This is a genomic window from Pseudarthrobacter sp. SSS035 (genome assembly GCF_023273875.1).
GTDB lineage: Bacteria > Actinomycetota > Actinomycetes > Actinomycetales > Micrococcaceae > Arthrobacter.
This window is the reverse complement of the sequence record NZ_CP096882.1, coordinates 1852475-1867515: the sequence shown is the minus strand read 5'-3', so window position 1 is coordinate 1867515 and position 15041 is coordinate 1852475. Positions and strand designations below refer to the sequence as shown.

The following is a 15041-nucleotide window of genomic DNA, read 5'->3' as shown; positions in this document are numbered from 1 at the left end:
CATGGTTCGTCCCGCCAGCGACTGGGCCCGGCCCGGACAAACACTGGGAAAACACTGAAAGGGCCCCGCACCAGGCGGAGCCCCTTCGGTGGGCGGCGCGAGGGCGCCGGAAGTGCTAGTTGCTGCTCTTGTCCGCGGAACCGTTCATGTTGGCCGCAATGTTCTTGATGGCGGTCTTGGCATCGGTGGACGCCTTGGCTGCTGCGTCTGCCGATTCATCGGCGACGTGCTTGGCCTTCTCCGTTGCATCCTCTGCGGTGTCCTTGGCGTCCCCGGCAACATCCTCTGCCTGGCCGGCCACGGCGTCAGCGGCCGAAGCGGTGGCGGCTGCAGACTTGCTGGCTGCGTCCGCGGCCGCGTCCTTGGCGTCGTTCACGGTGGTGGCAGGAACCGGCGCCGGAGTGGGCGTGACCGGGGAAGGGGTCTTCCACGGGTCTTCCACGGGCTTGGAGGCCTTCCAGGCGGCCACGCCGGCGGCGACGGCTGCGGCGATGATGCCGAACACCAGCCAGCCGCGCTTCTTGGGCTTCTGCGGCTGGGCGATCTCGACCCCTACGGCCTTACCGGCTTCGTGCGCGGCGGCCTTGAGCTGCGTGCCGGCCGTCTGTGCCTGCTCCTGGAGGGAATGCACGACGCCGGAATCGGCAAGCCGTTGGGCGACGGCGTCCACGTGGGACGGCGCGCTTTCCAAGGTGCGGTGCACGGCGTCGGACGCGTGGCCGATCTGGTCCGAAAGGCGCGGCAGGTATTCCACCACCACGCGGTCCCGGGCGTTCTGGATGACGGGAGTGGCCTTGTCCAGGGCTTCGTACAGGCGCGGAGTGGCGACCTCAACGGCGTCGTGGATTTTCGGGGCAAGCTGGGCGAGCCCCTCCTGGATGCGCGGTGTCACTGTTGCGACGCCGTCGGCAAGGTTGTGGGCCGCCGTCTTGAGCCCTTCCTGAATCCTGGGAGAAGCGGTGTCCAGGCCATGCTGCAGGCGGGGAACTGCCCAATCCACTGCTGCTTCCACGCGGGGGGATGCCCAGTCCTTGGCGTTCTCAACCGCGCTGTTGACTGACTGTTCAAGGTCACGGGCAATACGATCCGATTTCTTCACAACTACCTCCCGATTAATGTGACGGTTCTGTTGTTAGCCTACGTGCCTTGACCTGCACGGGCTATTCTTCCCGCGGATTTCCGGCTGATTTCACCCAGCGCGGAACTGCCGGTCCAGCCCCTTTCACGTTGACCTGCCGTGAAAGAATAGGCGGCATGACTGCAATCGCAACTGCAAAAGCAACCATCCACACCAGCCTCGGCGACATCGTCGTTGACCTCTTCGGGAACCACGCTCCCAAGACGGTCAAGAACTTCGTTGGCCTTGCCACCGGTGAGCAGGCCTGGACCCACCCCGAGACCGGTGAGGACAAGACTGGCACGCCGCTGTACGACGGCACCATCTTCCATCGGATCATCAAGGACTTCATGATCCAGGCCGGCGATCCGCTGGGCCGCGGTGTGGGCGGACCCGGCTACAAGTTCGACGACGAGATCCACCCCGAACTCAGCTTCAACGCCCCCTACAAACTGGCCATGGCCAACGCCGGCATCCAGGCGGGCAAGGGCACCAACGGTTCGCAGTTCTTCATCACCACCATCCCCACCGACTGGCTGCAGGGCAAGCACAGCATCTTCGGCGAGGTTGCTGACGAGGACTCCAAGAAGGTCGTCGACGCCATCGAGGGCGTCCGCACCGGAATGGGCGACCGCCCGGTTGAGGACGTCACCATCAACAGCATCGACATCGAGCAGCTCTAACCCATCACATGAGCTACGGAATTCCGGCGGCTGAGCCGTCCGCGCAGGTTCCGGTGTGCCCCAGGCACCCGGACCGGCCCTCCTATGTGCGCTGCCAGCGCTGCGGCCGCCCAGCGTGCCCGGACTGCCAGCGGGCGGCCGCCGTCGGATTCCAGTGTGTTGACTGCGTCAACGAAACAAAGCGCACGACGCCGGCGGTCAAGACTGTCTACGGCGGCGCCGTAGCAACCGGCAAACCAATAGTGACGTTTGGAATTATCGCCCTGTGCGCGGTGATGTACGTTCTGCAATGGGTGGTCCCCGGCGAGTGGATCTACCAGAACCTGGCGTTCGCCAATGTTTTTGCCACTCCCGAATTCGGTGAGTTCGAACCGTGGCGGATGCTGACGGCGGCGTTCCTGCATTCCCAGGGATTCATCCTCCACATTGTGCTGAACATGTACATGCTGTGGATTTTCGGCCAGGCACTCGAACCGCTTCTGGGCCGGGTCCGCTTCCTGGCGTTGTACCTCATCTCTGCCATCGGAGGGTCTGTCGGCTACCTCTTGCTGACCCCCGGCTACGTGCCCGGCGTGCCTCTTGCCGGAGTGGTGGGCGCCTCGGGCGCAATCTTTGGACTCTTCGGGGCGATGCTGCTGGTACAGCGGCACCGCGGCGGGGATACGCGGCAACTGTGGATCCTGATCGCCATCAACGGCGTGATCGGATTTGTGGTCCCCCAGATCGCCTGGCAGGCGCACCTGGGCGGGCTCGTCACCGGCGCCCTTTGCGCTGCCGTGATTGCATACACCCCCCGGGGCCCACGGCAGCGCCTGCTGCACGCGGCCGGGCTGGTCGCCATCGTTCTCCTGCTGGCCCTGGCGAGCTGGCTCCGCGTCACGGCCGGTTGACCGTCCGGGTCCTTGGGCCCGGCTCCAACAGAGCACTTAGACCCCGGTGTCCCAACGGACACCGGGGTCTTTTCTGTGCCTCGTGAGGCCTCCGCACCGCACTGCCCGTTCACGCGCTGGGTGCGTCCCGGCGTGCGAGCAGCCCGTGGTCCGCGTCAGGCCATGACGACGGCGCCGAAGTTATCCACAAGGGTTATCCACACTGTTGGTAACTTACACGGGTGTAGTTCAGGATTTCGATGAGCCCCTGCTCCCGCATCTCCGCCCTTTTGCCGGTTTTGATCATCCGGTTGTCCACAATTGTGGACAACACCTGGGGATGCGCCTGTGGTTAAGTGGAAAAACACGCCATTTGAGCCCGACCTGTGGATAACCTGGCCATTTCCCGCGCCGGGGACCCAGAGGAGGGGATCCGGGCTGCCCGTATCAACAGGGTTATTCACAGTGTTAACAACTTACAGACATGTAGTTAACCTTCGGTGTTTCCCCGGCTGGGGCACCTGAGGGGTCCGCTCGGGCCGTCCTGTGGATTGTTATCCACAACTGTGGATAACTTGTGGGTAGTCCAGTGTTAGTAAGTGGATAACACGCGTGTGTGCGAGGGTGTTCCTACGCAGCATCGGACCCAACAAGCTTCCAGCCAGGAGGACCGCCTTGAGCGCCACCGCCACAACCCAGCACATCTACCTCGACAAGCAGCACCCCGCGGTATGGCGCGCCCTCAACGGTCTGGGGCTGAAAGTGCGCGAAGCCGCCGACGCGGCCGGGATTGACCGCAAGACCATAGAGCTGCTCAACGTGCGGATCTCCCAGATCAACGGCTGCGCCTTTTGTCTCGACATGCATGTGCGGGACGCTGTGGAGGCCGGGGAGAGCCACCAGCGGCTAGCTGTGCTGCCGGCCTGGCGCGAGACGGCCCTGTTCACGGACAAGGAGCGGGCGGCCCTGGCCCTGGCCGAATGTATCACCGAACTGCCGGACCACCGGGCCCGCGAGCTTGAGGAAGGACATGCCCGTCAGCACCTCAGTGACGATGAATTTTCTGCGGTCAGCTGGCTGGCGATCACCCTGAACGCCTTTAACCGGGTGTCCATCACCAGCCACCATCCGGTCCGCCGGGATCGCTGACCGGGCCCGGAGCCGGTAACGGACCACGCAGGACCCGGGCAGGGCAACTGAGATTGCCGCAGGCCTTTAACGGACTGCCGGGTGTGCCTCTGGGTGGTGACTCCAAGGACGCCGTCGCCGGGTCAATGTGAATTATCCACAGCCAATCCACACTGTTAATAACTGTCCGTCCGAGCGCTTTGGATCCGGTCCCGCGCGCCATGGCCTGCACGGGCGGCAGTCGCTTCCGGCGCCGGAAAAGTTATGCACACTGTGGATAACTTTCCCAACAGCTGTGGACAACAGGCCTTGGCGGAGCGTCCGGTCAGTTCCCCGCGGAACGGCAGGTCAGCCGGTCCAGACGCCTGAGGATCCGCGCCGGTGGCTGTCCAGAAGATGGGTGTCCACCATGCCGATGGCTTCCATCAGCGCGAACATGGTGGTGGGGCCAACGAACGAGAATCCCTGCGTCCGCAGCGCCTTGGACAGCGCCGCCGATTCCGGTGACTGCGTGGGGATCTCCGCGTGCGTGACCGGCTGGGGAGTGGCCCGGGGCTGGAACTGCCACACGAAGTCAACCAGGCCTTCCCGCTCGCGCAGCGCGATGGTGGCCCGGGCATTGGTGATGGCGGCACGGATCTTGAGCCGGTTGCGGACGATGCCGGGATCCTGGAGCAGGCGCTCTACATCCGCTTCCGCAAAAACGGCAACAGCGTCCGGCTGGAAGTCGAGGAAAGCCTGACGGAAGGCGGGGCGCTTCCGGAGGATCGTTGCCCACGAGAGACCTGCCTGGAAGCCCTCAAGGCAGATGCGCTCGTACAGGCCTTGTTCGTCCCGGACGGGCAGGCCCCATTCGGAGTCGTAGTACTCGCGCAACAGCGGATCCACGGCGGCCCACGGCGGACGGGCGAGGCCGTCGTCGCCCAGGACAGTTCCGTCCACACCCTCGTTTAGGGGCTGGTCGGCGGACGCGGGAGTCATACGGGTCCTGCGGTCAGGTCAGGAACGCCAGCGCGTGGTCATCAGGAAGCCGATGATGGCAATGCCGAAGCCGGCCACGATGTTCCACGACTCCCACGCCTGGACAGGAAACCGGCCCTCGCTGATGTAGAACGTGATGATCCAGAAGAGCCCGATGATCATCAGGCCGAACATCACCGGCTTGAACCAAACAGCGTTGGGCTTATACGCCTGCGCCCCGGAAGCGGGCTGTGCGGCGCTGGAAGTCTTCTTGCGAGGCTTTGACTCGGGCACGTGCTCTCCTTGGCGGACTGGAGCAAGCTCGGCGCCGCGGGCTTGATATCCTGCAAGAAGGAAGTTGCCAGCGGTCTGCGCGATCTTGGTCAAATCTGGATTCTTACTAGCAGTCAATTCTAGCCGTAGTTCAGGGCATTCAAACGCCCATCGCGGCCACCCGGAGGAGAGCGCGTGGTAGTGCAGGAGAAGGCGAGGCGCGCCGCTACGCGGCCCGCCCGTGCGGCGCCCGCCCGCGGCTCCATTCTGCGTGGCACAGTGCAGGTGCTTGGCGAGCTGCTCATCACGGCCGGCATTATCCTCCTGCTCTTTGTGGGCTGGCAGCTGTGGTGGACCAACATCGAATCCGACGCCAAGCAGAGTGCCGTCATCAAGGAGTTCGCCCAGGGGCTGGGCGGCGCGGTGCCTGAAAGCCCGGAACCGGATCCATCGGCAGCGCCCGTGGATTACGGCACCCCGGCCGTTGCCGCGGCACCAGGGCATGCCGGCACCATCGGCATCATGTATATCCCCCGCTTTGGCCCCAACTACACGCGACCCATCGTGCAGGGAACCACCGGGGATGTCCTGGATACGCTGGGGCTTGGCCATTACGCCAACACCGCCATGCCCGGCGCCGTCGGTAACTTCGCGGTGGCCGGACACCGACAGACGCACGGTGCCGTCCTGGACAATATCCACACCCTTGTCCCGGGGGACAAAATCTACGTCCAGACCAAGGACGGCTACTACATCTATGTCTTCCGCAACAACCAGATTGTGATGCCGTCCCGGACCGATGTCCTGGAACCGGTCCCCACCCGCCCCGGCGTCACTCCCACCGAAAGCTTCCTCACCATGACCAGTTGCAATCCGCGCTTCGGCGCCGAGGAACGCATCATCGCGTACGCGCTGCTGGATAGCTGGCAGCCTGCCTCCGCGGGCCCGCCGGCCGAGATCGCCGCCCAGGTGGCCGCAGCGGTGGGAGGAAACTGAGTATGTACGGCTGGATTTTCCGCCACCTGCCAGGCCCCCTCTGGCTGCGGATCCTCACGTCGCTGGTGCTCATCGCCGGCGCACTGATCCTGATGGTTCAGTTCCTGTTCCCATGGATGTCCGGGTTCACCGCATTCACCGACTCAACGATTGGTTCTGCAAGCCAGCCATGACCACAACCAAAATTCTGGTCGTAGACAACTACGACAGCTTCGTTTACACCCTGGTGGGCTACCTCCAGGAACTCGGCGCCGAGACCACCGTTGTCCGCAACGACGACGTGACCCTCGCTGAAGCCATCGAGATGGCACAAACGCGCGACGGCGTCCTCATCTCACCCGGTCCGGGAAACCCCGCCGAGGCGGGCGTGTGCATTGAGCTGATCAAGTGGTGCGGGGCGAACAACAAACCGATGTTCGGTGTGTGCCTGGGCCATCAGGCCCTGGCCGAAGCCTATGGCGGCACAGTGACCCACGCGCCGGAGCTAATGCACGGCAAGACCTCACTGGTGGAGCACAACGGCACCAGCGTCTTCGCCGGGCTCCCCTCCCCCGTGACAGCGACGCGCTACCACTCGCTGGCAGCGGTAAGGGACACCATCCCCGACGTCCTGGAGATCACCGCAGAGACCGCGACCGGCGTCGTGATGGGCCTGCAGCACCGCACTGCCCCGCTGTGCGGGGTGCAGTTCCACCCGGAGTCGGTCCTGACCGAAGGCGGCTACCAGATGCTGGGCAACTGGCTCGAGTCCCTGGGAATGGCGGGAGCCGCCGCCCGTGCGGCCACGCTGAGCCCGCTCATCCAGCACTGACCGGAACACACGAGCAACGCGGGGTCACTTCGCGCCCATGTTCCCCTTCGGGATGGGCGCGAAGTGACCCCGCGTTGCTTTAAGGAGCGGGTGGAGGCTTAGCCCTTTTTAGTGGGTGTGGGCGTGGCCGTAGGCGATGGTGAAGGCGGAGGGGCCGGTGCCTTGGCCACCACAATATTGATCGTTTTGCCCTGATCGACGGCGGCGTTCACTGGGTCACTTTGATCCGTGACCCGGCCCGCCTCCACCTCAGAGTTCTCCACTTCCTGGACGTTCGGGACCAGGCCAAGTTCCTTCAGCGCCGTTTCCGCCTCGGCACGCGTGCGGCCGCGCAGTTCAGGCATGGACACCTTGCCGGTGGAAATCACGATCTCCACCGTGGTGCCCGGGCCTACCATCTGGCCTGGTGCCGGGCTGGTGGTAATCACCCTGCCGCCGGGAACGGTGGCGCTGTTGGCGGTGGTGGTGGAAGGGGCTCCCACGAGTCCTGCCTGGCGCAGGATGTCCCGCGCCGCGGCTTCTGTCTGGCCCGGAAGGTTCTCCGGAATCTTGACGGCGCTGGGGCCTTCAGAGATATTCAGGATCACCTCCGCATTGGGGTCAAGTGAGGTTCCGGCCACCGGGTCAGTGCCGATGGCCGTCCCGCTGGGTATGGTCTCGTGCTTGTTCCGTTTGATCTGCGGGCGCAGATTGGCACCATAAAGTTCTTGCAGCGCCGCCGATTCCGTCAGAGTCGCCACCGCCGGAACCTCCACCTTGGGCGGCGCGGCAGGGGGCTGGTTCACGACGTTGTAGAGCCAGAGACCGCCGCCGCCAAGAACCAGCAGGGTGAAGATCACCAACGTGGCAATCCACGTACGACGACGGGACTTCTGCCGGGCGGTCCGCTCACGTTCCGGCGCGAAGCCCAAGGGCAGTTCATCGACATCCGACTGTCCCAGGGTGGCGGCCGCCATGACCGGTACGCCGTCAGTCCGGGTGTCGTCCGCGTTGCGCTGCCGGCCGGTGGGGGCATCGTCCAGGAAGCCGGCTCCGGTGAGCCCGAACGCCTCTGTCACGGGCGGGCGTTCCGGCGTCGGGACATGGTCGTTGGGATCGGTGGGGGCTTCGGTCGCGGCCAGCGCGGGCACGGACACGCCCGCCCGGGCGGCGCGGAGCGCACGCCGGAAGGCGGCCGCGTCCTGGAAACGGTCCGCCCGGTTCTTCTGCAGAGCCTTGGCCAGGACACTGTCCAGGGCGGCCGAGACCTCCGGGTTCACGCTGCTCGCGGGCTCCGGGATTTCCCTGACGTGCTGGTACGCCACGGACACGGGACTGTCACCAATAAAGGGCGGGCGGGCGGTGAGCATTTCGTACAACAGGCACGCTGCGGAGTAGAGGTCGCTACGCGCATCCACTGTTTCGCCCCGGGCTTGCTCGGGCGAGAGGTACTGGGCAGTGCCCACCACGGCCTGGGTCTGCGTCATGGTGGCGGATGAATCGGCGATGGCCCGGGCGATCCCGAAGTCCATGACCTTCACGGAATTGGAGCCGTCGCAGTACATCACGTTGGCGGGTTTGATGTCCCGGTGGACGATGCCCGCCTTGTGGCTGTATTCAAGGGCAGAAAGCACGCCCAGGCAGAAGTCGATGGCCCGGTCAATGCTGACTTCCTTGGCCCGGATCAGGTCGCGGATGGTCCGGCCCTCAACAAACTCCATCACGATGTACGGCACCCGGACACTGTCCTCCGAGCCATCCGGAACCGTATGTTCGCCCGTGTCGTAAATGGCGACGATGGACGGATGGTTCAACGCCGCCACGGACTGCGCTTCCCGTTTGAAGCGTGCCTGGAACTGCGGATCACGGGCCATATCCGGGCGAAGTAGCTTGATGGCAACGGTCCGGCCAAGGCGGGTATCCACTCCGCGGTGGACATCCGCCATCCCCCCGCGGCCGATGATTCCGCCGAGTTCGTAGCGGCCGCTCAGGACGCGCTGGTTATCCACCGGGAGGCTGTCCTCCCGGTGGAGCGGGGTGCGGGCCGAATCACTCACTGTCAATCCCGAACGCTACGGCGCGCAGGTAGGAGGCAATCCCGGCAGCTGGCCGGGGTTGCATTTGGGGAGGGTGGACGTTGGTGCAGCGGAGGCCGGCGTGGACGGCGGAGCGGTTGGCGTGCTGGCCGGGACCGGGACGGCGTAGGTCACGGTCACTTCAGCCCCCTTGGGCACGGTGCCGGTGGGGTTGACCTGCAACACCGTTCCGGCGGCGGAGGTACTCTGCTGCGGGATGACCCGGACGGACAGGCCCATGGTTTCCAGCGAACCCTGGACCTGACGGTAGTCCTTCCCGAGGTAGGCCGCCGAAATGATGTCCACCGTGGTGGGGGTGGGCGTCGGCGTGGGCGCGTCGGTGGTCCGAGTGGGGGTAGGCGTAGCGGACGCCGAGGTTTTTGACGGGCTGGGGCTGGTGGACGGCGGGTTGCTGGAAGCCGAGTTCGTGACGGTGCCGGACGGGTTAAAAATCCCCTGCTGCGTCAGGAAGAAGCCCACCAGCGCGAATAGGACCAGCACGATCAGGGCGACCAGTGGCCAAGTCCAGGGGCTCCGGCCGCGACGCTGGGGCTCGTCCTCCGGTTCGTCGTCGTACTTTTCTTCCTCCTGCACCCAGCTGCGCTCCGCGGCAAGGGCGTCCGCACGCGAAAGCGTGCTCCCGGCTCCAGTGGCTGCGCCCGCGGCGGCGGCGCCGACTGCAGCTCCACCGGCAGCGGCACCCAGCACGGGCAGTGCGGACGTCGACGTCGTGTTGCTGTCCTTCTGGGCAATGACGCCGGTGGGGGCGGTGGCAATGTCCACCGGCGCGGTAATGGGGCCCGTGGTTGCCTCGAAGAGCAGCATGCCGGGAACCGCTGCGTGCGCGGCGTCAATATCGCCGTTGCGGATGGCCTCGGCGGCTTCGGACAGTTTGATGGCGTTGGCCGGGCGGTTCTTGGGGTCCTTGGCCAGCATGGACATCAGGAGCGCGCGGACCGGTTTGGGCAGGGTCTCCGGAAGCGGCGGCGGGGCGTCGTTGACCTGGGCCAGGGCAATGGCGATCTGGGATTCGCCGGAGAAGGGCCGGTGCCCGGTGAGGCACTCGTAGCCGATCACGCCGAGTGAGTAGATGTCCGAGGCGCCGGTAGCGGTCTGGCCGGTGGCCTGCTCGGGGGCGAGGTATTGGGCTGTGCCCATCACCTGGCCCGTCTGCGTCAACGGGACCTGGTCGGCCAGGCGGGCGATGCCGAAGTCGGTGACCTTGACCCGGCCGTCGGGGGTGATCAGCAGGTTGCCCGGCTTGATGTCGCGGTGGACCAGCCCCTGGGCGTGGGCGACGGAAAGCGCGCGCGCGGTCTGCGCCATCATGGACAGCGTCCGGTCCGGGGACAGCACCTGCTCGTGCTCGATGATGCTGCTCAGCGGCTGGCCCGGAACGAGCTCCATGACCAGGTAGGCGGAGCCATCCTCCTCGCCGTAGTCAAAGACGTTGGCGATGCCCACGTGGTTCAGCAGTGCGGTGTGGCGTGCCTCGGCGCGGAACCGCTGGAGGAAACCGGGGTCCCCGGTGTATTCCTCCTTGAGCACCTTGATGGCGACAACGCGGCCCAGGACCTGGTCCTTGGCCTTCCAGACCTCTCCCATCCCGCCGATCGCAATCCGCGTGGTCAGCTGGAATCTGCCGCCGAGGGTGATTCCTGTTGTAGGCCTCACTTATTCAACACCGCCTCAAAAATCTTCTTCGCGTTCGGACTGGTTAGCTGTGCGCCGGTGGTGATGTCTACGCCTTCCATGACGATGGTGACACTCACCTCCGGGTTGTTCGCCGGGGCAAACCCGGTGAACCATGAGTTGTTCAGGCCGTTGCCCAGTTCAGCGGTTCCGGTCTTGCCGGCCACTTGGACACCGGGGACGGCCGCCCCGCGGGCTATGCCCTGGCTCACCGCACTGGTCATCCACTCGGTGATCTGCCGGGCAATTTCCGGGGTGGTGGACGTCCGGAGCGCTTCAGGCTGGGGCTCGTCAATGACCCTGAGGTCCGGGGACCGCACGGTCTTGACCAGGCTGGGGCTCATCTGGACGCCGTTGTTGGCGATGGCCGAGGTCATCAAGGCGATTTGCAGCGGAGTGGCGCGCACGTCCTTCTGGCCGATGGCGGACTGGGCCAGGCCTGGCCCGTCCAGGTCATCGGGGAATCCGCTGCCCCTGGCGTAGGCGAGCTTGAGCTGGTCGCCCTGATCCTCGCCGAAGCCGAATTTCGCCGCCTGCTCGGCGATGGCGTCGCGGCCTAGGTCGAGGGCAATGCTGGCGAACGGCGTGTTGCAGGATTGCTGCAGGGCGAAGGCAAAGCTGGCCTTGTCCTGGGTGTAGCAGTTGCCTCCGGCGTAGTTCGGGAGTTTGTACTGGATCCCCGGGAACGGCATCTCGGCCGGGTTGGGGAGCACGCTGTCCTTGTTGTACTTCCCGGATGCGAGGGCCGCTGCCGTATCCACGAGCTTGAACACCGATCCCGGCGCGAGCAGTTCTCCCGTGGGGCCGCTCACATTCTGGTTCAGGTTGATCCCGGGGACCTTGACCAGCTCATTGATGTTGGCTTCCTCGGCGGCGCGGTCCTGGGTGGCGATCAGGTTGGGGTCATAGGACGGCTTGGACACCATGGCCAGGATGGCACCGGTCTTGGGGTTGGTGACCACGATGGACCCACGCTGGCCATCCGGGATGAGGTCGTACGCGAGCCTCTGGATGGCGGGATCGATGGTGAGTTCCACAGAGGCGCCCTTCGGCTGGTTACCCAGGAACAGCTGGCCGATCCGGTCAAAGAACTGCTGGTCTGAGCTGCCGGTCAGCTGGCCGTTCATGGCCACTTCCAGGCCGGTGGCACCGTAGCTCTGCGAGAAGTACCCGGTGAGGCCTGCGTACAGTGCCGGCTGCGCGTAGGTCCGCTGGAACTGGCAGACCTCCGAGGTGCCTTCCACCGATTCGGCCACAGTGTCCCCGCCCACGATGATGGAGCCGCGGTCGTTGCAGTAAGTCTGCAGAATGGCGCGCTGGTTCAGGGGGTTGTCCTTGAGGTCATCTGCACCCACCACCTGGACGAAGCTGATGGCGCCGAAGATCAGGGCGAACATGGCGATGGCTGCCACCCAGGAATTACGGATTGCTTGGTTCACGCTTGTTTCACCGCCTCGGTGGGAGTATCAATTCCTGCAGGTTCCGCAGCGCCGCCGGGAGGAAGTGGTGTGGTGTCCACTGGTCCCCGCGCCGTATGGGAGATCAGCAGGAGCAGGCCCACGATTATCCAGTTGGCCAGCAGCGACGAACCGCCGGCGGCGAGGAACGGTGTGGTCAAACCGGTCAGCGGGATCAGTCGTGTGACTCCACCGATCACCACGAAGCACTGAAGGGCGATGGCAAAGGAAAGTCCGCAGGCAAGCAGTTTCCCAAAGGCATCCCGGGTGCCGAGGGCCGCCCGGAAACCGCGGGTGAACAGCAGCAGGTACAACATAACGACGGCGAACAGTCCGATCAGGCCCAGCTCCTCGCCGATGGACGCGATGATCATGTCGCTGTTGGCGAAGGGGACGAGGTCCGGCCGGCCCTGGCCCAGGCCGGTACCCACCAGGCCGCCGTTGGCCATGCCGAAGAGTCCCTCGATGACTTGCCGGCTGCCGGTCTCGTACACGTCTGGGCTGAAGGCGTTCAGCCAGCCGTAGATGCGGACTTCGACATGGGAAAACACCTGGGCTGCCACGAAGCCGCCACCCAGGATGAGGCCCAAGCCAATGACGACCCAGCTGATACGGCTGGTGGCCACGTAGATCATCACGATGAACAGGCCAAAGAACAGCACGGAAGACCCGAGGTCGCGCTGAAAGATCAACACGCCGATGCTCACCAGCCAGGCGGTGATCATGGGCCCCATGTCCTTGAACCGGGGGAACTGCAGCGGGCCGATCTTGCGGCCGGCCAGCAGAATGAGGTCGCGGTTGGAGGAAAGATAACCGGCGAAGAATATAGCGAGGGTGATCTTGGCGATCTCACCCGGCTGGAACGTCATGGGACCCACCCGGATCCAGACCCGGGCCCCCAGGATTTCGCCGGCCGAGATGCCGGGCACCAGCGGAAGAATCAGCAGAAGCGCGCTCACAGCCAGCGAGATGTAGGTGAAGCGGCGCAGCACCCGGTGGTCCTTGAGGAACCAGATCACGCCAATGGCCACGGCCATGGCGATCAGGGTCCAGCGCAGCTGGTTGTTGCCGGTGTCCTCACCTGGGGCGTCAAGGCGGTGGATCATCGCGAGACCCAAGCCGTTGAGTGCCACCACCAAAGGAAGCATTACCGGATCGGCATATTTTGCCCGGATCCGCAGGACCACGTGGAAGACCAGTGCGGCCACCGCGAGGAGGCTGGACTGGAACCAGAAATCGGAGTCGAACGCCTTCGCCTGGTCAACGCCCACCAGCATGTTGGCGCCGATGCCCACAGACAGGGCAAGGACCAGCAGCAACAGTTCCACGTTGCGCCGGGGCTTGGGGATGGTGCTGAGCTGGCTCACTGGCCCCCCTCACAGACCGCAGTGGGGGTGGGTGAGGCGGCCGGGGCAGGTGCCGCCGCCGGAGCGGCTGGGTCCGGCGATGGGGCAGGCGCGGTGGGTGTTGCAGCGGGCGCAGTTGTTGGCGCCGGAGTGGGCGAGGGGGTCAAACACTCATCCGGCGGAGCAATGGTGCCGGTGCCTTCGAGGTTCTTCACGATCCGCTGGGCGTCGTAGAGGTCACGCGCGGGAACTGTCTGCCGGACGCGCTGCTGGGAGAACTGGGGCAAGGAATCCATCCGGATCTCTGTTACGGCTTCGAGGGTTGAAAGCTGGAGTGGGCCGAGCCGCTGGGACACACCGTTGTAGATGGCCACACGGGAATCGAATTCTCCGATGTAGTAGCGGGTCTGGGTCCAGGCATAGCCGAGCCAGAGGCCCACTGTCAGCACCAGCAGCACTGACGCGGCGATGGACATGGTGACCCAGCGGCGGGGTTTGGGCCGCCCCAGGACGTCATCTACCTCCGCAACGGGCGCGTCGGCCTTGTGTGTCAGGACGGTGGCGGCCCGCCGGGCCACGGTACGGCCGGCGATGGTGGGAATCGAGCCCGACTCGGCCGCGGTGGCCGCAGCACCGACCAGTTCGTGCGGGCGCGATGCGAGTTCCTGCCGCAGCACTTCGGCCGAAAGGTGCTCGCCGAGACGGGGGTCGGTGGAGTGCGGCGGTTCTGCGGCAGCTGGCTTTTCGGGGGCTTTGTCGGCGGCGGGCTTTTCGTCGTCGGCCGCCTCGGGGTCCGGTGAAGCGCTGGCGGCGTCGCTGGCCGCGGCGGGGGCTTCGGTGAGCAGCTGCAAAGGGATGATGTCGACGGCGGCGGTACTGACGTCGTCGGACGTTTCCTCGGTGATTTCCACCATGACCACGGTGACGTTGTCCGGTGAGCCGGCTTCCAGAGTCAGGTTAACCAGGGTTTCGACGCACTCACGCAGATCTTTTGTCTCGCGGACGGTCCGCTCCACCACATGTCCGGCCACATAGTTGAGCCCGTCCGAGCACAACAACCAGCGCTCCCCGGGTTTGACGTCCAGAGTGTCCAGATCCAGCTCGGGGCTGGCGTCGACGTCACCTAGAACACGCATGAGGACGTTTTTGTGCGGGTGGGTTTCGGCCTCTTCGGGCCGGAGCCGGCCCTCATCGATCAGCCGCTGGACGAACGTGTGGTCCACGCTGACCTGTTCAAACTCGCCATCACGCAGGCGGTACGCCCGGGAGTCGCCGATATGCGCGAAGTGCAGCTTGCCCTCGGCGAGCAGCAGGGATGTGACGGTGGTGCCCATGCCGGCGAGCTTGGGGTTGATGTGCACCAGCTCCGATAGCAGGGAGTTGGCCGTCTGGATCTCGTCGGCGAGGACCGTGCCGGCGTCGCCGTCGTAGTCGCCGTGGTCCAGGTGCAGCATGTCCAGCACGGTGGCGGCGGAGGCAACATCGCCGCCCGCGTGGCCACCCATGCCGTCCGCGACCACTGCCAAATGGCGGCCGACGTACGCCGAGTCATCATTCTTGGCCCGGATGCGTCCCACATCCGAGCGTGCGGCATAGCGCATGATGAGGGGCCGCTGGACGGGTGCGGCCCCGCCGGCGGGAATGTCAGCGGCCAT

General features: G+C 65.3%; 14 protein-coding genes. 6 read left to right on the top strand and 8 right to left on the bottom strand.

Going from position 1 to position 15041, the window contains the following annotated elements; all coding sequences use genetic code 11:
- Positions 1-115 precede the first annotated feature (115 nt).
- A complete protein-coding gene (locus MUN23_RS08595) occupies positions 116-1099 on the bottom strand; it encodes a hypothetical protein (protein ID WP_248763425.1) in 984 nt (327 codons plus the stop codon).
- 155 nt (positions 1100-1254) lie between these two features.
- On the opposite strand from MUN23_RS08595, the gene MUN23_RS08590 reads away from it, so the two are divergent.
- From MUN23_RS08590 to MUN23_RS08580, 3 genes are all read left to right on the top strand, one after another.
- Positions 1255-1800, top strand: coding sequence for a peptidylprolyl isomerase (locus MUN23_RS08590; protein WP_185262060.1), 546 nt, complete (start codon positions 1255-1257; stop codon positions 1798-1800).
- Positions 1801-1808: 8 nt separating this feature from the next.
- The gene (locus tag MUN23_RS08585) at positions 1809-2690 is read left to right on the top strand and encodes a rhomboid family intramembrane serine protease (RefSeq protein WP_248763424.1); all 882 of its coding nucleotides are present in this window, start codon (positions 1809-1811) and stop codon (positions 2688-2690) included.
- Positions 2691-3344: 654 nt separating this feature from the next.
- The gene (locus tag MUN23_RS08580) at positions 3345-3818 is read left to right on the top strand and encodes a carboxymuconolactone decarboxylase family protein (protein WP_248763423.1); all 474 of its coding nucleotides are present in this window, start codon (positions 3345-3347) and stop codon (positions 3816-3818) included.
- Positions 3819-4145: 327 nt separating this feature from the next.
- Here the strand turns inward: MUN23_RS08580 and MUN23_RS08575 are convergent, their stop codons facing one another.
- Together MUN23_RS08575 and MUN23_RS08570 are read right to left on the bottom strand one after the other, a co-directional pair.
- Positions 4146-4778, bottom strand: coding sequence for a DNA-3-methyladenine glycosylase I (locus MUN23_RS08575; protein ID WP_248763422.1), 633 nt, complete (start codon positions 4776-4778; stop codon positions 4146-4148).
- Between the two features lie 18 nt (positions 4779-4796).
- Positions 4797-5051 carry a cell division protein CrgA gene (locus MUN23_RS08570; RefSeq protein ID WP_056342777.1) on the bottom strand — a complete coding sequence of 85 codons (255 nt, stop codon included), beginning with the start codon at positions 5049-5051 and terminating at the stop codon, positions 4797-4799.
- Positions 5052-5225: 174 nt separating this feature from the next.
- On the opposite strand from MUN23_RS08570, the gene MUN23_RS08565 reads away from it, so the two are divergent.
- From MUN23_RS08565 to MUN23_RS08555, 3 genes are read left to right on the top strand one after another with little or no spacing between them, the layout of a single operon-like run.
- Positions 5226-6026, top strand: a complete 801-nt coding sequence (locus tag MUN23_RS08565) for a class E sortase (protein ID WP_248763421.1) — start codon at positions 5226-5228, stop codon at positions 6024-6026.
- Positions 6027-6028: 2 nt separating this feature from the next.
- On the top strand, positions 6029-6199 hold the full coding sequence (locus MUN23_RS08560; protein WP_167349826.1) for a hypothetical protein: 171 nt from the start codon (positions 6029-6031) through the stop codon (positions 6197-6199).
- Complete coding sequence (locus MUN23_RS08555; RefSeq protein ID WP_056342783.1) at positions 6196-6837, top strand: aminodeoxychorismate/anthranilate synthase component II; 642 nt, start codon at positions 6196-6198, stop codon at positions 6835-6837. Before MUN23_RS08560 ends, MUN23_RS08555 begins: the two co-directional genes overlap by 4 nt.
- A gap of 98 nt (positions 6838-6935) precedes the next feature.
- On the opposite strand, the gene pknB is transcribed toward MUN23_RS08555, so the two are convergent.
- From pknB to MUN23_RS08530, 5 genes are read right to left on the bottom strand one after another with little or no spacing between them, the layout of a single operon-like run.
- Positions 6936-8873, bottom strand: a complete 1938-nt coding sequence (gene pknB, locus MUN23_RS08550; RefSeq protein ID WP_248763420.1) for a Stk1 family PASTA domain-containing Ser/Thr kinase — start codon at positions 8871-8873, stop codon at positions 6936-6938.
- A 15-nt stretch (positions 8874-8888) separates the two neighbouring features.
- Complete coding sequence (locus MUN23_RS08545; protein ID WP_248763419.1) at positions 8889-10565, bottom strand: protein kinase; 1677 nt, start codon at positions 10563-10565, stop codon at positions 8889-8891.
- On the bottom strand, positions 10562-12022 hold the full coding sequence (locus MUN23_RS08540; RefSeq protein WP_248763418.1) for a penicillin-binding transpeptidase domain-containing protein: 1461 nt from the start codon (positions 12020-12022) through the stop codon (positions 10562-10564). The genes MUN23_RS08545 and MUN23_RS08540 overlap by 4 nt, the downstream gene beginning before the upstream one ends.
- Positions 12019-13407, bottom strand: coding sequence for an FtsW/RodA/SpoVE family cell cycle protein (locus MUN23_RS08535; protein WP_248763417.1), 1389 nt, complete (start codon positions 13405-13407; stop codon positions 12019-12021). Before MUN23_RS08535 ends, MUN23_RS08540 begins: the two co-directional genes overlap by 4 nt.
- Positions 13404-15041 (bottom strand): PP2C family serine/threonine-protein phosphatase, encoded by a 1638-nt coding sequence (locus MUN23_RS08530; protein ID WP_248763416.1) that lies wholly within the window; start codon positions 15039-15041, stop codon positions 13404-13406. The genes MUN23_RS08535 and MUN23_RS08530 overlap by 4 nt, the downstream gene beginning before the upstream one ends.

Bases quoted from the DNA above. Each gene is read 5' to 3' on its own strand.
- MUN23_RS08555 (WP_056342783.1), top strand. From the start codon at position 6,196: ATGACCACAACCAAAATTCTGGTCGTAGACAACTACGACAGCTTCGTT.
- MUN23_RS08575 (WP_248763422.1), bottom strand. From the start codon at position 4,778: ATGACTCCCGCGTCCGCCGACCAGCCCCTAAACGAGGGTGTGGACGGA.
- MUN23_RS08530 (WP_248763416.1), bottom strand. From the start codon at position 15,041: ATGGCCGCTGACATTCCCGCCGGCGGGGCCGCACCCGTCCAGCGGCCC.
- MUN23_RS08590 (WP_185262060.1), top strand. From the start codon at position 1,255: ATGACTGCAATCGCAACTGCAAAAGCAACCATCCACACCAGCCTCGGC.
- MUN23_RS08585 (WP_248763424.1), top strand. From the start codon at position 1,809: ATGAGCTACGGAATTCCGGCGGCTGAGCCGTCCGCGCAGGTTCCGGTG.
- MUN23_RS08560 (WP_167349826.1), top strand. From the start codon at position 6,029: ATGTACGGCTGGATTTTCCGCCACCTGCCAGGCCCCCTCTGGCTGCGG.